At 45.1% G+C, this 21,247-nt stretch carries 24 protein-coding genes; 16 read left to right on the plus strand and 8 right to left on the minus strand.

What is annotated here, in order from left to right; genetic code table 11:
* The first annotated feature begins 47 nt into the window (after positions 1-47).
* Positions 48-677 (plus strand): LysE/ArgO family amino acid transporter, encoded by a 630-nt coding sequence (locus tag AC6I7V_RS11665; protein ID WP_255229888.1) that lies wholly within the window; start codon positions 48-50, stop codon positions 675-677.
* A 66-nt stretch (positions 678-743) separates the two neighbouring features.
* Here AC6I7V_RS11665 and AC6I7V_RS11670 read toward each other — a convergent pair whose 3' ends face one another.
* Complete coding sequence (locus tag AC6I7V_RS11670; protein WP_255229887.1) at positions 744-1,265, minus strand: TetR/AcrR family transcriptional regulator; 522 nt, start codon at positions 1,263-1,265, stop codon at positions 744-746.
* A 115-nt stretch (positions 1,266-1,380) separates the two neighbouring features.
* Here AC6I7V_RS11670 and AC6I7V_RS11675 point away from each other — a divergent pair, with 115 nt between their 5' ends.
* Positions 1,381-1,626 carry a hypothetical protein gene (locus tag AC6I7V_RS11675; protein WP_498010926.1) on the plus strand — a complete coding sequence of 82 codons (246 nt, stop codon included), beginning with the start codon at positions 1,381-1,383 and terminating at the stop codon, positions 1,624-1,626.
* Positions 1,627-1,729: 103 nt separating this feature from the next.
* Here the strand turns inward: AC6I7V_RS11675 and mscS are convergent, their stop codons facing one another.
* The 5 genes from mscS to tkt form a co-directional block, all read right to left on the minus strand.
* Positions 1,730-2,596, minus strand: coding sequence for a small-conductance mechanosensitive channel MscS (mscS, locus tag AC6I7V_RS11680; RefSeq protein WP_255229886.1), 867 nt, complete (start codon positions 2,594-2,596; stop codon positions 1,730-1,732).
* A 383-nt stretch (positions 2,597-2,979) separates the two neighbouring features.
* Positions 2,980-4,056 carry a class II fructose-bisphosphate aldolase gene (fbaA, locus tag AC6I7V_RS11685; RefSeq protein ID WP_255229885.1) on the minus strand — a complete coding sequence of 359 codons (1,077 nt, stop codon included), beginning with the start codon at positions 4,054-4,056 and terminating at the stop codon, positions 2,980-2,982.
* A gap of 152 nt (positions 4,057-4,208) precedes the next feature.
* Positions 4,209-5,372 carry a phosphoglycerate kinase gene (locus AC6I7V_RS11690; protein WP_255229884.1) on the minus strand — a complete coding sequence of 388 codons (1,164 nt, stop codon included), beginning with the start codon at positions 5,370-5,372 and terminating at the stop codon, positions 4,209-4,211.
* Positions 5,373-5,523: 151 nt separating this feature from the next.
* The gene (epd, locus tag AC6I7V_RS11695) at positions 5,524-6,558 is read right to left on the minus strand and encodes an erythrose-4-phosphate dehydrogenase (RefSeq protein ID WP_255229883.1); all 1,035 of its coding nucleotides are present in this window, start codon (positions 6,556-6,558) and stop codon (positions 5,524-5,526) included.
* A 181-nt stretch (positions 6,559-6,739) separates the two neighbouring features.
* A complete protein-coding gene (gene tkt, locus AC6I7V_RS11700; protein ID WP_150869298.1) occupies positions 6,740-8,734 on the minus strand; it encodes a transketolase in 1,995 nt (664 codons plus the stop codon).
* A 348-nt stretch (positions 8,735-9,082) separates the two neighbouring features.
* On the opposite strand from tkt, the gene metK reads away from it, so the two are divergent.
* The 9 genes from metK to AC6I7V_RS11745 all read left to right on the plus strand — a co-directional run bounded on the left by metK (position 9,083) and on the right by AC6I7V_RS11745 (position 16,002).
* Positions 9,083-10,237, plus strand: coding sequence for a methionine adenosyltransferase (gene metK, locus AC6I7V_RS11705; protein ID WP_239841265.1), 1,155 nt, complete (start codon positions 9,083-9,085; stop codon positions 10,235-10,237).
* Positions 10,238-10,592: 355 nt separating this feature from the next.
* On the plus strand, positions 10,593-11,390 hold the full coding sequence (locus tag AC6I7V_RS11710) for a DUF2189 domain-containing protein (RefSeq protein ID WP_498010927.1): 798 nt from the start codon (positions 10,593-10,595) through the stop codon (positions 11,388-11,390).
* A 77-nt stretch (positions 11,391-11,467) separates the two neighbouring features.
* Entirely contained in the window at positions 11,468-11,971 is a 504-nt protein-coding gene (locus tag AC6I7V_RS11715) for a SprT family zinc-dependent metalloprotease (protein ID WP_255229881.1), read from the plus strand.
* A gap of 90 nt (positions 11,972-12,061) precedes the next feature.
* Positions 12,062-12,793, plus strand: coding sequence for an endonuclease (locus AC6I7V_RS11720; RefSeq protein WP_498010928.1), 732 nt, complete (start codon positions 12,062-12,064; stop codon positions 12,791-12,793).
* 148 nt (positions 12,794-12,941) lie between these two features.
* Positions 12,942-13,673: a 16S rRNA (uracil(1498)-N(3))-methyltransferase gene (gene rsmE, locus AC6I7V_RS11725; protein WP_150869304.1), complete on the plus strand. Its 732-nt coding sequence runs from the start codon at positions 12,942-12,944 to the stop codon at positions 13,671-13,673.
* Positions 13,674-13,686: 13 nt separating this feature from the next.
* A complete protein-coding gene (gene gshB, locus AC6I7V_RS11730; RefSeq protein WP_255229878.1) occupies positions 13,687-14,637 on the plus strand; it encodes a glutathione synthase in 951 nt (316 codons plus the stop codon).
* 93 nt (positions 14,638-14,730) lie between these two features.
* Positions 14,731-15,294, plus strand: a complete 564-nt coding sequence (locus tag AC6I7V_RS11735) for a YqgE/AlgH family protein (protein ID WP_032549843.1) — start codon at positions 14,731-14,733, stop codon at positions 15,292-15,294.
* Positions 15,295-15,325: 31 nt separating this feature from the next.
* Entirely contained in the window at positions 15,326-15,748 is a 423-nt protein-coding gene (gene ruvX / locus AC6I7V_RS11740) for a Holliday junction resolvase RuvX (RefSeq protein ID WP_032549845.1), read from the plus strand.
* Between the two features lie 95 nt (positions 15,749-15,843).
* Complete coding sequence (locus AC6I7V_RS11745; RefSeq protein WP_261882111.1) at positions 15,844-16,002, plus strand: hypothetical protein; 159 nt, start codon at positions 15,844-15,846, stop codon at positions 16,000-16,002.
* Positions 16,003-16,057: 55 nt separating this feature from the next.
* Here the strand turns inward: AC6I7V_RS11745 and AC6I7V_RS11750 are convergent, their stop codons facing one another.
* On the minus strand, positions 16,058-17,167 hold the full coding sequence (locus tag AC6I7V_RS11750; protein WP_498010929.1) for a PilT/PilU family type 4a pilus ATPase: 1,110 nt from the start codon (positions 17,165-17,167) through the stop codon (positions 16,058-16,060).
* 15 nt (positions 17,168-17,182) lie between these two features.
* Positions 17,183-18,220 (minus strand): type IV pilus twitching motility protein PilT, encoded by a 1,038-nt coding sequence (locus tag AC6I7V_RS11755; RefSeq protein WP_255229874.1) that lies wholly within the window; start codon positions 18,218-18,220, stop codon positions 17,183-17,185.
* Between the two features lie 26 nt (positions 18,221-18,246).
* Between AC6I7V_RS11755 and AC6I7V_RS11760 the strand changes: the two genes are divergently transcribed.
* From AC6I7V_RS11760 to AC6I7V_RS11780, 5 genes are read left to right on the plus strand one after another with little or no spacing between them, the layout of a single operon-like run.
* Positions 18,247-18,951, plus strand: a complete 705-nt coding sequence (locus AC6I7V_RS11760) for a YggS family pyridoxal phosphate-dependent enzyme (RefSeq protein ID WP_255229873.1) — start codon at positions 18,247-18,249, stop codon at positions 18,949-18,951.
* Between the two features lie 57 nt (positions 18,952-19,008).
* Complete coding sequence (gene proC, locus AC6I7V_RS11765; protein WP_255229872.1) at positions 19,009-19,827, plus strand: pyrroline-5-carboxylate reductase; 819 nt, start codon at positions 19,009-19,011, stop codon at positions 19,825-19,827.
* A 54-nt stretch (positions 19,828-19,881) separates the two neighbouring features.
* On the plus strand, positions 19,882-20,439 hold the full coding sequence (locus tag AC6I7V_RS11770; RefSeq protein WP_498010930.1) for a YggT family protein: 558 nt from the start codon (positions 19,882-19,884) through the stop codon (positions 20,437-20,439).
* The gene (gene yggU / locus AC6I7V_RS11775) at positions 20,439-20,729 is read left to right on the plus strand and encodes a DUF167 family protein YggU (protein ID WP_255229870.1); all 291 of its coding nucleotides are present in this window, start codon (positions 20,439-20,441) and stop codon (positions 20,727-20,729) included. Before AC6I7V_RS11770 ends, yggU begins: the two co-directional genes overlap by 1 nt.
* 28 nt (positions 20,730-20,757) lie before the next feature.
* Positions 20,758-21,189, plus strand: a complete 432-nt coding sequence (locus AC6I7V_RS11780) for a DUF4426 domain-containing protein (RefSeq protein ID WP_255229869.1) — start codon at positions 20,758-20,760, stop codon at positions 21,187-21,189.
* The last annotated feature ends 58 nt before the right edge of the window (positions 21,190-21,247 follow it).

The following is a 21,247-nucleotide window of genomic DNA, read 5'->3' on the forward strand; positions in this document are numbered from 1 at the left end:
ATCTTCTCTCTAACATTAAGGTTTCAACAGATTATGCGGAGGTAAAAATGAGTTTTTGGGTTTTATTACAAGGGTTTGGATTGGGTGCGAGCATGATTATTCCTATTGGTGCACAGAACGCCTATGTCTTAAATCAGGGTATTAAGCGCAATCACCACCTCACCACTGCAACCATCTGTAGCCTTTTGGATACACTGTTTATTTCACTCGGCATTTTTGGGGGCGGTGCTATCCTATCTCAAAACGAGATTCTACTGACCTCAGTGACACTGGGTGGTATTGCCTTCTTAAGCGTATATGGTTTGCTATCTCTGAAAAGTGCTTTTAAAACAGAAGCAGAACATGAATCAAAGGGGGAAGTGTTAGCACGTGGCAAGCGTACTGTGATCCTAGGGGCATTAGCAGTGACCGTACTAAACCCTCATTTGTATCTGGACACTGTGGTTATATTAGGCTCGATTGGCGGTCAATTTGAAGGCAATGATCGTCTTGCTTTCGCTTTAGGGACTATCCTTGCTTCTTTTGTTTGGTTCTATTCACTCTCGCTAGGTGCTGCAAAGCTAGGCCCAACATTATCAAAGCCAAAAGTGAAAAAAGGCATTGATATCGCAGTCGCGACCATGATGTTCACTATTGCAGCAGTGCTTGCCAATGGATTAATCGAGCAATACTGGTAACGACGAGAAGAGCAAGTACTATAGACCAAGCCTGAACAGCCGTAAGTAACCTGATGACACAATGCGTTACGCTAGAATGATTCGAATTTTTTTGTTCAGTTCATTCAACGCAGCTTCAAGGCTTGGTTCTGGTTGGCTCAAGTGTCTAATCAAAGTCATGAAATAGCTATCCATAATCAACGGCATTTTTTCAGACATTGACGGACTGACATTAACCGCCTGAATCAGTGCTTGATCAAACGTACGGTAGTAGTCCAAATCCCAAATGACCTCTTTGAGCAACACTCGACTTAATTCAACATTATCAAAATAATAGCGATAGTAGTGTTCAATCAGCGAAGTACCAATGCTCAACGCACTCTTATCTTGGTCAAACGTTAAGACTTCCCGACCAACTTTCTCCAACTGCGCTAGCATCCCTTCTCGAAGAATCGTCAGCTTGGTTTCAAAATGACTAAATACTGTGCCATCTGCCACGCCCGCGTGACGAGCAATCTGTCGAGTTGTTGTGTTGTCGTAACCATTCTCTCCAAACAGTTCCCAAGCAGACACTAAGATCTTCTGTTTCGTTGCCTCTCTCTTACTCACAAAAATGCACCCTTGTTAAATCAATCTTGATCATACTCTTAGCGCTCACATTTGACAAATTGAGCGCGCTCAATTATAAAAATGAGCACGCTCAATTATTCTTGGAGTTTCGGATATGATGAATATATTAAACAGACTTGGACAAGTACTGATTTTTCTACCCACGATCTTTTGCTTCTCTTACCTACTTCGACCTTTGCTCATGATGGTTCTGATTCCTGGTGGTTTATGTCTATTGGCTATTTTGGGAGGACAAGAGGTAAGAAAGCCTTTGTATGCGATGCTAAAAACCTCGTTGTGGCCTAGGTTCGATAGAGAGAAAAATCAAAATATACAAAGAGAAGAAGTGAAACAGCAATAACCACCAACAAGCAGAAGGGTGAGTCTAAATTGAAAAAAAAGGCGGATAACCAAAGTTACCCGCCTCTATCAAAAGCTTATCGCTACCAAAGTCAATTTAAAGCTTATGCTTCAACTTTGTTTACGTGAACATCCATTTGTGGGAATGGGATTTCGATACCTTCTTTATCCAAGCCTTCTTTAATTGCTTGCATTAGATCGAAATAAACGTTCCAGTAGTCTGCAGTGTTCACCCACGGGCGAACCACGAAGTTAACCGAAGAATCCGCCAAAGTATGAACACCAACTTTAATACCTGGTTCTTTTAATATGCGCTCATCTGACTCACAGATTCGCGTTAATAGTTCTTTCGTCTTTTGCAGATCAGATCCATAGGAAACACCAATCATCAGATCGATACGACGAGTTGCATGACGTGAGTAGTTCGTGATTGGGCTACCGATAACGCTGCCGTTTGGTACGACAATCATTTTGTTATCTGGCGTTGTCAGAACCGTTTGAAAAATCTGAATAGAATCAACAGAACCCGCTACACCACCAATCTCAACATAGTCACCAGACTTAAATGGACGGAATGCAACAATCAGTACACCTGCAGCAAAGTTAGATAATGAACCTTGTAGAGCAAGACCTACTGCTAAACCTGCCGCACCTATGACAGCAACGACCGAGGCTGTTTGAACCCCTAAGCGACCAAGAGCAGCAATCAGAACAATAACGAACAACAGATAACGTACTAAGCCGTGGATAAACTCTACGACTGCACGGTCCATATTTTTCTTCTGAAGCACTTTAGAGACACTGTTCGCTACCGCTTTAACGATAATGTTACCGATAAATAGGATAACCAGTGCTGAAATGATATTTACACCGTATTGAATAAAGAGATCTGAGTTATTCGTTAACCACTGTTCTGCATTTGAGAGGCCATCCACAATTGGGGTCTCAAATTCGCTAGAGCTTTCAGCCATAATATGCATCCTCTATGTAATATGCTACGAGCTAAACTGTCTTAAACCAACCACTGCAATTAAAGCGCGAACAATTTCATTTTATATAAAGAAATCATTATCTTAAAAAAATATTGGCTAAGTCCTTCTTACTAAACAGGGGGGCTCCCTCCTGTTTTTCGGCACGATATCCTATCTTTGACAGATTGCAAAGTCATATTTATGTAAGTTCTTGAATAAAGGAAACTTACGCATAAAGACAAATACCGATAGTTAAAAGACTACGAAATTTATTCACCGCACGCTAGGAATTTCACATATTTCCTACAAGTTTTTATCAGATATAAAAAAACCCGCTCATAGAGCGGGTTTACAAAACTTTAGAGTGACCTAATTCGAAAGAATTATAGTACGTCTACAGCGTTAAGGTCAGCGAATGCTTTCTCAAGACGAGCAACCATAGAAGTTTGACCAGCACGTAGCCATACGCGTGGATCGTAGTACTTCTTGTTTGGCGCGTCTTCGCCAGTTGGGTTACCGATTTGACCTTGTAGGTAGTCACGGTTGTCAGCTTCGTACTGACGGATACCATCCCATGTAGCCCACTGAGTATCAGTATCGATGTTCATTTTGATAACACCGTAGCCGATAGACTCTTGGATTTCTGCTTCAGTAGAACCAGAACCACCGTGGAATACGAAGTTTAGAGCGTTAGGTGCGATACCGAACTTCTCTGCACAGTATGCTTGAGAGTCACGTAGGATAGTTGGAGTTAGAACAACGTTACCTGGCTTGTATACACCGTGTACGTTACCGAAAGATGCAGCGATAGTGAAACGGTGTGAAACAGCGCTTAGTTTCTCGTATGCGTAAGCAACGTCTTCTGGAGAAGTGTAAAGCTCAGATGCGTCCATATCAGAGTTATCAACGCCGTCTTCTTCACCACCAGTACAACCAAGTTCGATCTCGATTGTCATGTTCATTTTAGCCATGCGCTCTAGGTACTTAGCACATGTTTCGATGTTCTCTTCTAGAGACTCTTCAGAAAGGTCTAGCATGTGAGAAGAGAATAGAGGCTTACCAGTTTGAGCGAAGAACTCTTCACCAGCGTCTAGTAGACCGTCGATCCAAGGAAGAAGTTTCTTAGCAGCGTGGTCAGTGTGAAGAATAACTGGAACACCGTAAGCTTCAGCTACAGCGTGTACGTATTTAGCACCAGCTACAGCACCAAGGATTTGAGCGCCTTGACCTTCAAGTTTCACGCCTTTACCTGCGAAGAAAGCAGCACCGCCGTTAGAGAATTGAACAACAACTGGAGACTTAACTTTTGCAGCTGCTTCTAGTACTGCGTTTACAGAGTCTGTACCTACAACGTTTACTGCTGGAAGAGCAAACTTGTTCTCTTTTGCTACTTCAAATACTTTCTGTACGTCATCGCCAGAAATCACACCAGGTTTTACAAAATCGAAGATCTTAGACATGGAAATAGTCCTATTTATTCTATCGTTTTAAGATTAAAAAACTTAAGTTTAAAAACTTGCAAACGTTTGCTCACAACTTGTGCCATTCTAGCAAAAAAGTGTGACATGCAGCAAACGTTAAAGGCGGGTATAGTCACCCGCCTTCATATTCATTACGCCTTAGCGCGCTCTTCTAGCATAGCAACTGCTGGAAGTACTTTACCTTCAACGAACTCAAGGAAAGCACCGCCGCCAGTAGAGATGTAAGAAACGTCAGCTTTGATACCAAACTTGTCGATAGCTGCTAGCGTGTCACCACCACCTGCTACAGAGAAACCTGCAGACTCAGCGATTGCTTTAGAGATACCTGCTGTACCCGCTTCGAAGTTCTTGAACTCGAATACGCCGACAGGACCGTTCCAAAGGATAGTTTTAGCGTTGCCGATGATTTCAGCTAGAGCCGCTGTTGATTCTGGACCTAGGTCAAAGATCATGTCGTCGTCTGCAACTTCAGAAACGTGCTTGATTTCAGCTTCTGCGTTCTCATCGAATGCTTTTGCACATGCTACGTCAGTTGCAACTGGGATAGCACACTCTTTCATTAGCTTTTGAGCTGTTTCAACTAGGTCTGCTTCGTATAGAGACTTACCTACGTTGTGACCTTCCGCAGCGATGAAGGTGTTCGCGATACCACCACCAACAACAAGTTGGTCAGCAACTTTTGATAGAGACTCAAGAACCGTCAGTTTAGTTGAAACTTTAGAACCACCAACGATAGCCACAAGTGGACGCTCTGGGTTGTCCATTGCTTTACCTAGTGCTTCTAGCTCAGCAGCAAGAAGAGGACCAGCACACGCTACAGGAGCGTAAGTACCAACGCCGTGAGTCGATGCTTGTGCACGGTGAGCCGTACCGAATGCATCCATTACGAAGATGTCACATAGAGATGCGTATGCTTTAGATAGCTCTTCTTCGTTCTTCTTCTCGCCTTTGTTGAAGCGAACGTTTTCTAGAACAACGAGTTCACCAGCGTTTAGCTCTAGGCCGTTTAGGTAGTCTTTAGCCAGTTTAACTTCGCAGTCTAGTGCGTCGTTTAGGTAGTTAACTACAGGTTGTAGAGAGAACTCTTCGTTGTACTCGCCTTCCGTTGGGCGACCAAGGTGTGAAGTAACCATTACTTTTGCACCAGCTTCTAGACAAAGCTTGATAGTTGGTAGAGATGCAAGGATACGAGCATCTGAAGTTACTTTACCGTCTTTTACTGGTACGTTTAGGTCAGCACGGATAAATACGCGTTTACCTGCTAGTTCCAGGTCAGTCATCTTGATCACAGACATGATTTGTCCTCTCAAATTTAAATAAATATAAAGTTTTGGAAACTCAGCAACCCTGCTAAGCCTATAAATTCTTCAACTGGTCATAATATGTGGATACTTGGTATTTATTTCAAGCTTAAAAATAAATAATCCGCATATTTGCGTCCGGGCTCTACTTCTCGCCTTCGGAAGCCTGCATTGCAAGTACCGTATCCAGCATTCGGTTTGCAAAGCCCCATTCATTATCACACCACACTAGCATTTTTACTAAGTGGCCGTTGCTCACTCTGGTTTGAGTACCATCCACAATCGCGCTATGAGGATCGTGATTAAAGTCGATGGATACAAGCGGTGCTTCAGTATAGTCAACGATGTTGTGTAATGTACACTGAGATGCCTTAACAATGGTTTGATTTACGTCATTAACTTTCACATTCGTATTAATTGTGACACTTAGATCCATTGCTGTAACGTTAACCGTCGGTACTCGCACAGAAATCGCTTCAAACTTGTTAGAAAATTTCGGAAAGATTCGTTCAATACCTTTATGAAGTTTGGTATCAACTGGAATAATAGATTGGCTCGCAGCACGGGTACGACGCAAGTCCGAGTGGTAAGCGTCAATCACCTGCTGGTCATTCATCGACGAGTGAATCGTAGTGATAGTGCCAGAATCAATACCAAACGCCTCATCAAGAACCTTGATGATAGGTACGATACAGTTGGTGGTACAAGAACCATTGGAAACAATGCGGTCGCTGGCTTTAATAGAATCGTGGTTAACACCGTAGATAATGGTGTTGTCGAGGTCGTTCGCACCTGGGTGTGAGAACAGCACCTTTTTAGCGCCAGCTTCGATATGAGCGAGGCCATCGGCTCGGCAACCATACACGCCGGTACAATCCAGCACGATATCCACTTCAAGATCGCGCCAAGGGAGTAGGTCAATTTCAGCTAAATGGAGAATACGAACAGTATCGATTTCACCACTTTCATGATGAATATAAATATGCTCTTGATCGTTCGAGATTTTCTTGCCGAAACGGCCGTGACTGGTGTCGTATTGAAGCAGATGAGCCATAGCGTCAGGTTGCGCTAACTCATTAACTGCGACAACTTTGATTTGTTGGCTTTTGCCACTTTCATAAAGCGCTCTTAGAACATTGCGCCCTATTCTTCCAAATCCGTTGATTGCGACTTTTAGCATAGTTCCATACATCTAACCAAAATTTCGTGCAACAGATGATAACCGAATCCTACCTAAAAGGCATTAGTTGAGTGATCTAACTCGCTAAAAATAATTCATGACAACCAATAAAAAACCGAGCTACTCAGAGCTCGGTTCTCTATTTTCACTTCAGCACTCAGGCCTTCGTGGATAACTCACATTAAGCTAGAAGCTCTTGAGCTGTGCTTACTACGTTCTCAGTAGTAAAGCCAAACATCTTGAATAGTTCGCCAGCTGGTGCAGATTCACCGAATGTTGTCATACCGATGATGCGACCGTCGAAGCCAACGTACTTGTACCAGAAGTCAGCAATACCTGCTTCAATAGCGATACGTGCTGTTACGTCTGACGGTAGAACTTCTTCGCGGTAAGCCGCATCTTGCTTGTCGAATGCATCAGTAGATGGCATTGAAACAACGCGTACTTTTTTGCCTTCAGCCGTTAGTTGCGCCGCCGCTTCTACTGCTAGCTCAACCTCAGAACCCGTTGCGATAAGGATAAGCTCTGGCTTACCTTCACAATCTTTCAGGATGTAAGCACCTTTTGCGATGTTCGCTACTTGCTCTGCATCACGAGGTTGTTGTGCAAGGTTTTGACGAGAGAAGATTAGAGACGTTGGTGCGTCTTTACGCTCGATAGCCAGTTTCCAAGCCACTGCAGACTCAACCTGGTCACATGGACGCCATGTGCTCATGTTCGGTGTTAGACGAAGTGATGCCATTTGCTCAACAGGTTGGTGAGTTGGGCCATCTTCGCCAAGACCGATAGAATCGTGCGTGTAAACTTGGATGTTCTGAACTTTCATCAGAGCAGCCATGCGCATTGCGTTACGTGCGTATTCCATGAACATTAGGAATGTTGCGCCGTAAGGAACGAAACCACCATGTAGTGCGATACCGTTCATGATCGCCGTCATACCGAATTCACGTACACCGTAGTGGATGTAGTTACCAGAGAAGTCATTTGCTTCTAGAGACTTAGAACCAGACCACATAGTTAGGTTCGAAGGTGCTAGGTCAGCAGAGCCGCCCATAAATTCTGGAAGCATTTGACCAAACGCTTCTAGTGCGTTTTGAGATGCTTTACGTGATGCGATATCAGCAGGGTTTGCTTGAAGATCAGCAATGATTTGGTTTGCCTTCTCTTCCCACTCTGCTGGTAGTTCGCCATTCAGACGACGCTTAAGCTCTGCTGCTTCTGCTGGGTAAGCCGCCGCGTACGCGTCAAATTTCGCGTTCCAAGCCGCTTCTTTCTCTGCACCTGCTTCTTTTGCATCCCACTCAGCGTAGATGTCTGCTGGAACTTCAAATGGACCGTGAGCCCAGCCTAGTGCTTCTTTCGTTGCTGCGATTTCGTCGTGACCTAGTGGTGCGCCGTGACAGTCGTGAGAGCCGGATTTGTTTGGAGAACCAAAACCGATGATAGTTTTAGTACAGATAAGCGTTGGACGAGGGTCTGCTTTAGCCGCCTCGATTGCAGCGTTGATTGCTTCGATATCGTGACCGTCTACTGCAGGGATTACGTGCCAGCCGTATGCTTCAAAACGCTTAGGCGTGTCGTCAGAGAACCAACCTTCAACTTCACCATCGATAGAGATGCCGTTGTCATCCCAGAAAGCGATAAGCTTACCAAGACCTAGCGTACCAGCTAGAGAACATGCTTCGTGAGAGATACCTTCCATCAAACAGCCATCACCCATGAATGCATAAGTGAAGTGGTCAACGATGTCGTGGCCTTCTTTGTTGAACTGAGCAGCCAATGCTTTCTCAGCCATCGCCATACCAACTGCGTTAGTGATGCCTTGGCCTAGAGGACCTGTTGTCGTTTCGATACCCGGTGCGTAGCCATACTCTGGGTGACCTGGCGTCTTAGAGTGAAGTTGACGGAAGTTCTTAAGATCTTCAATAGATAGCTCATAACCGCTTAGGTGAAGCAGAGAGTAAATTAGCATTGAGCCGTGGCCGTTTGACAGTACAAAACGGTCGCGGTCTGCCCACTCTGGATTTGCTGGGTTGTGGTTCAAGTGACCACGCCAAAGAACTTCAGCGATATCAGCCATACCCATAGGTGCGCCTGGGTGGCCTGAATTAGCTTGTTGAACACCGTCCATACTAAGTGCGCGGATTGCATTTGCGAGATCTTTACGAGAAGGCATGTCTGCTCCTGAGTGCATAAGCGATTTGAAAAATGAGAAATAATTGCTAGTTGTTAGCGCGGTTATTCTCTCAAACGCCTATGGTGACTGCAAACGTTTTGCTGAGGTTTTCAAGGTCAGTTTTCGCACTTTTACAACATTTCCCTAGTTTTTAACGGACTAGCATAAGTGAGAAAGCAATCGTTTGGTTATGACATATCATAAAAAAGAGCTTGTAATTCGACCGTTGGAATTTAGAATAGACGTCTAGATGTAGAAACACCTACAGAAATTATTGAATTTGATCTCGGCGCAACCCTCTGCGACGCAGATAGAAACTTTGCACCTAATACTAAAAGTGGAGCTCTCATGGCTAAGCACCTTTTCACTTCTGAATCTGTTTCAGAAGGCCATCCAGATAAAATTGCAGACCAAATCTCTGATGCTGTTCTTGATGCCATCTTAGAACAGGATCCTAAAGCACGTGTTGCTTGTGAGACATACGTGAAAACGGGCATGGTTATGGTTGGCGGTGAAGTAACAACGTCTGCATGGGTTGATATCGAAGAGATCACTCGTGAAACCGTTCGTGAAATTGGTTACGTTCACTCTGACATGGGCTTTGATGCTGACTCTTGTGCTGTACTAAACACAATTGGTAAGCAGTCTCCAGACATCAACCAAGGTGTTGATAAAGCTGACCCTAAAGAGCAAGGTGCAGGTGACCAAGGCATCATGTTCGGTTACGCAACAAACGAAACTGAAATCCTAATGCCAGCACCAATTACTTACTCTCACCTACTTGTTAAAAAACAAGCTGAAGTGCGTAAGAGCGGCAAGCTAGATTTCCTTCGTCCAGATGCGAAATCACAAGTTACTTTCCAATACGACCAAGGCAAGATTGTTGGTATCGACGCTGTTGTTCTTTCAACTCAGCACTGTGATTCAGTAACGACACCTGATCTGCGTGAAGCAGTGATGGAAGAGATCATCAAGCCAGTACTACCTTCTGAGTGGATCAACAAAGACACTAACTTCTTCATCAACCCAACTGGCCGTTTCGTAATCGGTGGCCCAATGGGTGACTGTGGTCTAACGGGTCGTAAGATCATTGTTGATACCTACGGCGGTGCAGCTCGTCACGGTGGTGGCGCATTCTCTGGTAAAGATCCATCAAAGGTTGACCGCAGCGCAGCTTACGCGGCTCGTTACGTTGCTAAAAACATCGTTGCGGCTGGCATGGCAGACCGTTGTGAAATCCAACTTTCTTACGCTATCGGTGTTGCTGATCCAACATCTATCATGGTTGAGACTTTCGGTACTGAAAAAGTATCTCACGACATCATCATTGAAGCCGTTCGTCAAAACTTCGACCTACGTCCATACGGCCTGCAAGAGATGCTGAACCTTCTTCAACCGATCTATAAGCAGACAGCAGCTTACGGCCACTTCGGTCGCGAAGAGTTCCCTTGGGAAGCAACCGACAAAGCAGCAATCCTAGCTGACTTTGCTGGCCTAAAATAATTTCGCGCCAAGCAAAAAATTTCCAAAAGCCCTTACCCGCCAGTAAGGGCTTTATTTTTATGCAGTTACCTCTGACTCCCTGCCATATTTCGTCAATTTCTCTAATAAAATTCCACTCAAAAACATCTCGGATAATTTGTGTTTTTTAGCAGTAGTGACAATAGTTAAAGTACTCCTAGGCGATCAAGCTCACATTTGGTGCAACAACTGGTTAGGTTACACCCCGTTAGGAAACGCGAGACGGCTCTCTAGGACATGATATTTCAATAACAGCTCAACCAAGATGACTCGCTGCCAGCCGCTGTGAGGACAAATGAGGTTGAATCCAGGACGTTATGTTAACTAAGGGGAAGTTATGCCTCGTACCGCAAATCCATCCGATTTTAAAAAAGACAAAAATAGGGTGAGTGACAGTGAATACGCTCGCACTATTCCATGCAACCAAGTCAGTATTTCTGCGCCCTTTCATTGGCTCTCACTCGCGCTTCACGATCTAGTGCGAATGCCGATGATCAGCGCATTCTATGGCTTATGTTTTATGGCCGCTGCCGTAGCGATTGTTCAGCTTGTTCAGTGGCAAGGCACACATTTAGTGGTTATGCCTAGCCTAATTGTGTACATGCTGATTGGACCATTTTTGGCTCTCGGCTTATATGACGCTAGTTGGGAGAGAGAGAAAGGCCACAACGCCAGTTTATTCCATTCAATGAAGGCCATCACTCGCAACTCAACCCACCAATGGGCATTTGCGATTGTATTGATGGTCGCGATGATTTTCTGGATGAGAATCGCTGCTCTACTGCATGCTCTATACCCGTCAGTGCAAGGAGCACCGCTGGCTGAATTTGCTCCTTTCTTAATCACGGGCTCTGTCGTCGGCTTCGTTATCGCTAGTCTGATTTTCAGTATCTCAGCCTTCTCTATTCCACTTATGATGGAGCGCCGAGTTGACGTGATGAGTGCGATATTCACTAGTTTCAACGCAGTGAAATCGAACCTGCCGGCGATGGTGGTCTGGGCTGCTATCATTTGCGGCGGTATCTTAATCGGGTTTGCCACTTATGGTGTCGGTATGATCGTAACCATGCCACTACTCGGCTACGGTACATGGCACGCCTACCGTGAGACGATCAAGAAAAATCACCATATGTAGTACCTGATCTCGATCAGAACCAATGATAGGATAAGGCCTTAGCATCTAGCTAAGGCCTTTTGTTTGGAGTCTCATCTTTGTCGTCTTACAACCCATTGCATCATCGAGCCAATAAGAAGTTGGCGGAATGTATTTATATTGCAAACTCGCACTTCTCTCGCCAATTTCCAATACCAAAGCTAACTTACCAAGTACGAGGAAAAGCAGCAGGCAAAGCTTATCTTCAACTCAATGAGATACGTCTAAATTCGGTGCTGTTCAATGAAAATCAAGACGCCTTTATTGAAGAGGTGATCCCTCATGAAATAGCTCACCTTATTACCCACCAAGTCTTTGGCCGTGTTAAGCCTCATGGTAAAGAGTGGCGGTATGTGATGGAGCAGGTATTCAAGGTGCCAGCAAAGACCACGCATAGCTTTTCGGTGGACTCAGTACAAGGAAAGACATTCGAATACAACTGCGGCTGTACCCTCTACCCACTGACCATCCGCCGTCATAATAAAGTGCAGCGCAATCAAGCAAGCTACCGCTGTCAGCAGTGCAACCAGCTTCTCACTTTCACCGGTAAACAGCTCAGCTAGGCACAATAAAGCCAGCAATAAAATGTAATAGAGTAAAGTGTCATTTGAGTGCTAGACTGATAATTATCATACTTTTATCAGTCTTTTCGCATGAAAAAATCACCTTCAAAAGCATTTGGCCTACTGGTGTCTTTTTGCTTTTCAATACTATTTGGCCTACTGGTAACCCAAAGCGTTTTCGCCGCGCCGCCAAGCTCTTTTTCCAAAGCAAAACGGGAAGCCGTAAAGATCTACCTTGACCACCCCACTTCTTTCTATTGTGGTTGTGACATTACTTGGAAGGATAAAAAGAAAGGGGTCCCTGACCTTGAAGGATGCGGCTATGAAGTCAGAAAGCAGCAGAAGCGAGCTTCTCGCATCGAGTGGGAACATGTGGTTCCGGCATGGCAATTCGGCCACCAGCGCCAGTGTTGGCAGAATGGCGGTCGTAAGAACTGCACCCACAATGATAAGGTTTTTAAATCAATGGAAGCCGACCTCCATAACCTAACTCCTGCAATCGGAGAAGTGAATGGTGATCGCTCTAACTACAACTTCAGCCAATGGAATGGTGTTGATGGCGTTAGCTATGGCCAATGTGAGATGCAGGTCAACTTCAAACAGCGCAAGGTAATGCCACCCGATCGCGCCAAAGGTTCGATTGCGCGTACCTATCTGTACATGAGCAAAGAATACGGCTTCAAGCTATCGAAACAACAAACTAACTTGATGATGGCATGGAATAAGCAGTTCCCTGTCGATGAGTGGGAATGTACTCGTGATGAACGTATTTTCCGCATTCAAGGCAACCATAACCCGTTTGTTTACGAGAATTGTAAGTAACCCACCTTGCCTCCTTAAATCTCTGTTTTGGATACCAGAGTTTCAAATTACTTTGAAACTCTGGCGCTGCCCTTGTTTTTTCTTCATCGCGCATCCATGTTAGGCTGAGATATTAAACCCCAGATTAACAATTTACAGGTCAACCAACATGAGAATCCCTCGAATTCACCACCCTGAACCCATTCAACAATTAGGTTCTCTTGCACTTGGCGAGGATGCTGCAGGGCATGTTGGACGCGTATTGCGCATGAAAGAGGGCCAAGAGGTTCTGCTTTTTGATGGTAGCGGAGCTGAGTTTCCGGCTGAGATCACCGAAGTATCGAAGAAAAATGTGACGGTTAACGTGACAGAGCGTATCGAGCGCAGCAGTGAGTCACCGCTCGACCTGCATCTTGGTCAGGTTATCTCTCGCGGCGATAAGATGGAATTCACCATCCAAAAATCGGTAGAGCTTGGCGTCAACACCATTACCCCACTCATCTCTGAACGCTGCGGCGTGAAGCTTGATGCAAAACGCTTCGAGAAAAAGCTAGCTCAATGGCAGAAGATTGCGATTGCCGCCTGTGAGCAGTGTGGTCGTAACACCGTACCTGTAATTCGCCCTATCATGCAGCTCGAAGAGTGGTGCAGTGAGCCAAGCGAAGCGCTTAAGTTAAACCTACACCCTAGAGCTAAGTACTCAATCAACACTCTGCCAGAGCCTATTAGCAAGGTTCGACTGCTGATTGGTCCAGAAGGTGGTTTGTCAGCTGAAGAGATCAGCATGACAGAACAATATAAATTTGAAGAGACGCTACTTGGTCCACGTGTTCTACGCACGGAGACTGCGGCTCTAACTGCAATTACAGCTTTACAAGTTCGTTTCGGCGATCTTGGTTAAACGGAGAAAAATAATGATCAAACTCGGTATTGTGATGGACCCTATTTCGTCCATCAACATCAAAAAAGACTCTAGCTTTGCCATGATGCTTGAAGCGCAACGTCGCGGCTACGAAATCCATTACATGGAGATGAACGATCTTCACCTAGATCAAGGTGTTGCGATTGCGGATACTAAGGTTGTTGAACTTAAAGAAGATCCAAACGGCTGGTATGAATTCAAGTCAGAGCAAACTATCGCACTGTCTGACCTCGATGCTGTTCTAATGCGTAAAGATCCTCCGTTTGATACTGAGTACATCTATGCGACTTACATCCTAGAGCGTGCAGAAGAGAACGGTGCGCTCATCGTAAACAAACCACAAAGCCTTCGTGATTGTAACGAAAAGCTGTTCACTGCGTGGTTCCCAGAGCTAACGCCAACCACTATCGTTACGCGTAAAGCGGAAAAGATTAAAGAGTTCCGTGAGAAGCATGGTGATGTGATTCTTAAACCTCTTGATGGCATGGGTGGCGCTTCTATCTTCCGAGTAAAAGAAGGTGACCCAAACGTATCTGTGATCATTGAGACACTAACTAATCACGGCCAGAACTACGCAATGGCTCAAACTTTCGTTCCAGACATCAGCAATGGTGACAAGCGTATTCTTGTGGTGGATGGGGAGCCAATGCCTTACTGCCTAGCGCGTATCCCAGCAAAAGGCGAAACGCGTGGCAACCTAGCAGCGGGCGGAACAGGGGAAGCACGTCCTCTTAGCGAAACTGACTGGGCAATCGCCAAAGCAGTTGCTCCAACTCTAAAAGAGAAAGGACTGATTTTTGTTGGTCTTGATGTGATTGGTGATAAGCTAACAGAGATCAACGTAACTAGCCCAACTTGTATTCGTGAAATTGAAGGCGCCTTCGATATCTCGATCACCGGTAAACTAATGGATGCGATTGAACGCCGTATCAGCGCAAAATAACCTAAGCTTATCATTAGACAATAATATTAGCTGACTGAGTTAGCATGAGAGCGGCGACCCAGCCGCTCCTTTTCCTTTAGAGCAGGAGGTACTATGAATCTCACTAACCATTTTCTGGTCGCAATGCCTGGAATGAAAGATCCTTACTTCCAAAACTCAGTGATCTACCTTTGTGAACACAACGACGAGGGAGCAATGGGGCTGATGATTAACGCTCCCATTAACGTCACTGTAGGCAATATGCTCAAACAGGTTGAAATCGATGCCACCCAGCCTAAGTTGAATCAAGCCAGTTTAGACAAACCCGTCTTAAGTGGCGGCCCTGTTGCTGAAGACAGAGGTTTTATTCTGCATAAGCCTAACGGCAATTACCAATCCAGTATCAGCATGACGGATCAGCTCTCTGTCACGACATCGCGTGACATTCTTACGGTTCTAGGCACCGAGGATGAGCCTCAGCACTACCTTGTCGCTTTAGGCTACGCAGGTTGGGAACCCGGACAGCTAGAAACAGAACTGACTGAGAACTCTTGGCTCACTGTTGAGGCCGACCCTAAAGTCATCTTTGACACCCCTATCGCAGAGCGTTGGAAAGTCGCCGTTCAGATGCTCGGAATCAACGCGGCGCAGCTGTCGGCAGAATCTGGTCACGCATAACCTTTATCCATCTCATCAATTTGGAAACACTATGTCACGTACAATTATGGCATTCGATTACGGTACAAAAAGTATCGGTAGCGCTATTGGTCAAGAAATCACAGGCACAGCTAGCCCACTGAAAGCATTTAAAGCAAAAGATGGCATCCCAAACTGGGACGATATTGAAAAGCAGATCAAAGAGTGGCAACCCGATCTCATTGTTGTTGGATATCCAACCGATCTTCACGGAAAAGAGCTAGAGACTATTACCCCACGAGCAAAGAAGTTTGCTAACCGCCTGAAGGGACGTTTTGGTGTTGATGTTGAACTTCATGATGAGAGACTCTCTACGGCTGAAGCGCGCGCTGAGCTGTTTGACATGGGCGGCTATAAAGCCTTGAGTAAAGGTAATGTTGATAACCAATCTGCTGTGGTGATCCTAGAAAGCTGGTTTGAAGCACAATATTCATAGAAAAAATTAAGTGGTCAATAGTTCGACTTTTTTGTGATCTCGCTCTTCATTTATGACGTACCACTGATGCACCCATAATCAAAATGGACGTTCTTATGAAAATTATTCTAGTTGTGTTTGCCGTTCTCGCCATATCCGCTTGTAGCTCATTAAACAGCTCTTCAGGCTACAGTGGTAATCAGTACCCTGAGAAAATAAAGCTTGAAAAAGAGAGAGGTTACTACTCTGACAATCGCGGTTTTTCACACAATTAAGCTTCATTAAACTCAAAGATTTCAAAGCCCTGAACACGTTCAGGGCTTTTGTTATTTAACCCATATCAATTTTCACGCCAGCCAGAGATCCACTGCCGTAATCACCGTCACCGCGCTGCGTTTTTAACATTAACCTAAGATCGTTCGCCGAGTCAGCACTGTGGAATGCATCCTCTTCACTAATTTTCCCTGCAACAACCAAGTCATACAATGCTTGATCGAAAGTCTGCATTCCAATCTCTTTCGACTTTGCCATCGTTGCTTTGAGCTCATGTAAATCACCACGACGAATAAGATCTGACACACGTGGGCTGTTGAGTAAGATCTCAAACACACCATGACGACCATTGCCATTTTTGTCTCGTATGAGCTGCTGCGCCACAACGCCACGTAGGTTCATCGACAAATCAAACAAGAACTGCTCTTTTTGCTCTTTCGGCACCAAATGAAGAATACGTTCTAACGCTTGGTTGGCATTATTTGCGTGCAGCGTTGCCATACACAGATGCCCCGTTTCAGCAAAGGTCATTGCGTATTCCATGGTTTCACGGCTTCGAATCTCACCAATCAAGATCATATCGGGTGCTTGGCGTAACGAATTCTTAAGCGCAATTTCGTAGCTCTCTGTATCTAAACCCACCTCGCGCTGGGTGACAATGCACTTCTTGTGCTCATGCACAAACTCAATCGGGTCTTCCACCGTAAGAATATGACCTGAGCGATTGTGGTTGCGATAACCCGTCATCGCTGCCATCGACGTCGACTTACCAGAACCCGTCGCACCAACCACCAGCACAAGGCCGCGCTTAGCGATTGAGAGGTCTTGTAAAACATCCGGGAGCTTTAACTGCTCAAAGGTTGGGATATTAGTTTCAATACGACGAATAACAGCACCTGGCAGTTCCCTCTGGAAGAAGGCACTGACACGAAAGCGACCACTATCTCGAACAATCGCAAAGTTCGCCTCGCGTGTTTGACGGTACTCGTCACGTCGCTCTTGATCCATCATCGCGTCTAGAAGCTGTGACACTTGAGCAGCATTGAGAACTTCACCTTGCGGACGCAGTTCCCCATCTACGCGAAACAACACTGGCGCGTCAACCGTGATATAAAGATCGGACGCCTTTTGCGACAGCATTCCCTCGAGGATCTGGTTCAATTCCATTATCAATACCTTTGATTAAAACAGTGCTGTTTCGATTTCAATTTTGTTTTGGACTTCATCTGAGTCCACCACGCCTTGAGCAATCAACTGTTTGGCATTTTGCTCCATTGTTTGCATGCCATGTGCAGCCCCCGTTTGAATGATGGAATACATCTGAGCGACTTTATCCTCACGAATCAAGTTACGAATAGCTGGTGTTGCCATCATAATCTCATGACAAGCGACACGACCTCCGCCTACTCGCTTCAGTAGCTTCTGAGCAATCACCGAGCGCAATGACTCAGACAGCATTGAGCGCACCATGTCCTTATCACTACCTGGAAACACATCAATAATACGGTCAATGGTTTTAGCCGCAGAGCTAGTATGTAGCGTACCAAACACCAGGTGGCCGGTTTCAGCTGCAGTTAAAGCTAAGCTGATCGTCTCTTGGTCACGTAACTCTCCCACTAAAATCACGTCTGGGTCTTCACGCAGTGCACTGCGCAACGCCGCTTTAAAGCTGTGAGTATCACGATGAACCTCACGCTGGTTCACAAGACACTTATTATTGGTGTGCACAAATTCGATCGGGTCTTCAATAGTAAGGATGTGTTTATTGTGGTTACGGTTTACATAATCAACCATCGCCGCCAGTGTCGTCGATTTACCTGAACCCGTTGGGCCAGTGACTAAAACCAAGCCCTTCTCAAAGTTAGCAATCTTTTCAAAGATATCAGGAGCACCTAACTGCTCGAGTGTTGGGATCTCAACCGGGATGGTTCGAAACACCGCAGAACAACCACGCGACTGGTTAAATGCATTCACACGAAAACGGCCAACATTCGGCAACTCAAATGAAAAGTCGACTTCCAGCTTCTCTTCAAACTCACTGCGCTGTGAATCGTTCATGATCTCAAAAACCAAACGATGGACATCAGCATGGCTCAAAGCCGGTATTCCAAGCTTCCTAACTTCACCATCTATACGTACCATTGGAGATACACCCGCAGAAAGATGTAGATCTGACGCGTTATGCTTTACACTAAAATCCAGTAACTCAGTGATATCCATTTATTTTCCTTTAAGTAAAGTCAGCTATGAGTAGTATTCAACAAAATATCGAGCAAATCACCTCGCAGATTCGAACTGCAGAGAAAAAATGTGGCCGAACTCCAGAGTCGGTGCAACTTTTAGCCGTTAGTAAAACAAAACCGAATGACGCGATTCTTGAAGCGGCACTCGGAGGACAGGTTGCCTTTGGTGAAAACTACGTTCAAGAAGGTGTTGATAAAGTAAAACACTTTTCAGAACAACATTCTAACCTTAATTTGGAATGGCATTTTATTGGGCCAATCCAATCTAATAAAACGCGACCGATTGCAGAAAACTTCCAGTGGGTGCACTCCATTGAGCGCGATAAAATAGCTCAACGCTTAAATGATCAGCGTCCTGCAGGGTTAGAACCACTTCAAGTTCTCATTCAGGTTAATACCAGTGGTGAAGATTCAAAATCAGGGACTGATGAAGAATCAGTTTTTGCACTGGCGGAGTTGATTTCGTCACTTCCCAACCTCACTTTAAGAGGATTGATGTCAATTCCTGCTAACGTGTCGGATTATGAATCGCAGCTCGCTGCATTCAATCAACTCTCAAGCTTGCAGCAAAAGCTCAGCTCAAAATACGACAACATAGATACACTATCTATGGGTATGAGCGGAGACATGGAAGCTGCAGTTGAAGCAGGAAGTACTATGGTACGTATCGGTACAGCGATATTTGGTGCACGTAATTACGCAAAATAGTTTTAATCGTATTATCTCATCAGCTTTTAACTGGTGATGAAGCTCAGGATTGTATATATGGAACATAAGAACATCGCCTTTATCGGTGCAGGCAACATGGTACGCTCTATCGTGGCGGGTTTAGTTGCGAGTGGTTACCCTGCTGACAAAATTACCGCGACAGCACCATCAGAAACACGCAGAATACCGCTTGAAAAAGAGTACGGTATCAATACAAGCAGTAACAATATCGACGCCGCTACACAGGCTGACGTAGTGGTACTCTCTGTAAAACCACAAATGATGGAAGAGGTGTGCAAGCCACTCCAACAGGTCGATTTTAGCAACAAACTCGTGATCTCAATTGCAGCAGGCATCAACGCATCTCGATTTGATGAGATGCTAGACTCTTCACTGAGCCTTGTTCGAGTGATGCCAAATACACCATCGCTGGTTGGCAAAGGCATGAGCGGTTTGTTTGCCAATGCCAAAGCAACTGAAGGTGATAAAACCTTCGCGGCACAGCTGATGCAAGCCGTAGGCAAAGTCACTTGGGTTGAACAAGAATCTGGGATTAACAACATCATTGCTGCCGCAGGTAGTGCTCCAGCTTACTTCTTCCTATTTATGGAAGCGATGCAAGCGGAAGCCATCAAACAAGGTTTCACGCCTGAAACGGCACGCCAATTAGTGCAGCAATCTGCACTCGGTGCCGCAGAGATGGTTGTCGCAAACCCTGACACAGAGCTTTCTACATTGCGTGAACAAGTGACATCTAAGGGCGGCACAACCGCTGAAGCTCTGCGCACCTTTAATGAGAATCACCTATCAGAGATTGTCGCCAAAGCGATGCAAGCTGCGGTTGCAAGAGCTGAAGAGATGGAAAAACTATTTTAAGAACAGCATAGTGGTCACTGAACCGCTATAAATCACTCCGAAGAAGGAACCCATATGAACTCGATGAGCTTTTTGACCTCGACCATTTTTGATCTCTATATCATGGTGGTGATCTTACGTATTTGGTTGCAGGCGTCACGTGCTGACTTCTACAACCCGTTCTCACAATTCATCGTAAAAGCCACTCAACCGGTTGTAGCCCCACTGCGTCGTGTCATTCCATCAATCGGTAGCATTGATATGGCGACAGTATTGTTTGCCTATGCATTGTGCGTACTGAAGTTTGTTGCTCTTAACCTGATCATCTCAGGTGGCGCTGCCGTATTTGATATCAGCTTCCTAATATTTGGGGCTCTTTCACTACTGAAAGCGGCAGGTGGCCTACTGTTCTGGGTACTATTGATCCGCGCAATCCTAAGCTGGGTTAGCCAAGGTCGTAGCCCAATTGAGTATGTATTCCATCAACTTACAGAACCAATGCTAATCCCAATCCGCCGAATTCTTCCTGATATGGGTGGTTTCGACCTTAGTGTGTTAGTACTGTTTATTGTTCTGCAATTTGCTAACTTCTTGATGGGTGATCTGGTTGGCCCGATCTGGTTCCAACTATAATGTCTGTGGCCGTTTGGAGAGAGGAAGATGACATTCTTCTACGGCTTTACATCCAACCTAAAGCAAGCCGAGATAAAATCATCGGCTTGCATGGTGAAGAGTTAAAAATCGCCATCACAGCACCTCCTGTTGATGGCAAAGCAAATGCCCATTTAACCAAGTATCTATCGAAGCAATTTAAAGTCGCGAAAGGACTGGTTATGATCGAAAAGGGCGAGCTAGGTCGACATAAACAAGTTCGAATATGTTCCCCTAGCCAAATACCGAACGAAATTAAAGCCATCTTGTGATGGCTTTTTGCTATTTATTGGAGTCACTATGCGTTTATGGATTACAGCACTACTTACAAGCTTGATTGCGCTGCCAACTTGGGCGGGGCAATTTAAAAACATCAAAGACGTTGAGGTGCACTACTCTGCATTCAACTCAACATTCCTCACCGCTCAGGTGGCTAAGCAGTACCAGTTAAAAAGAAACAACTACTCAGCCATCTTAAACATCAGCATTCTAGATACTTCTGCACTAGGCAAACCCGCTACGACTGCTAAAATCTCTGGAACTGCAAGAAACTTAGTCGGCAATACTCGAACTCTGGAGTTTCGTGAGATCAAAGAAGGCGATGCGATCTATTACCTCGCCGAGTTCCCAATCACACACGAAGAGAACATCACATTTGATATCGATGTTAACTCTGGCTTAAAAGGTGCAGGCCCGCTTCGTTTTACCCAAAAATTTTATGTTGAAGAATAATACCAATCGTAGTAAATAATTGCTCACCCTAGCTTGTTAAAATGCTCGATAACTGCGT

The sequence above is a fragment of the Vibrio sp. KUL70 genome, assembly GCF_059725515.1.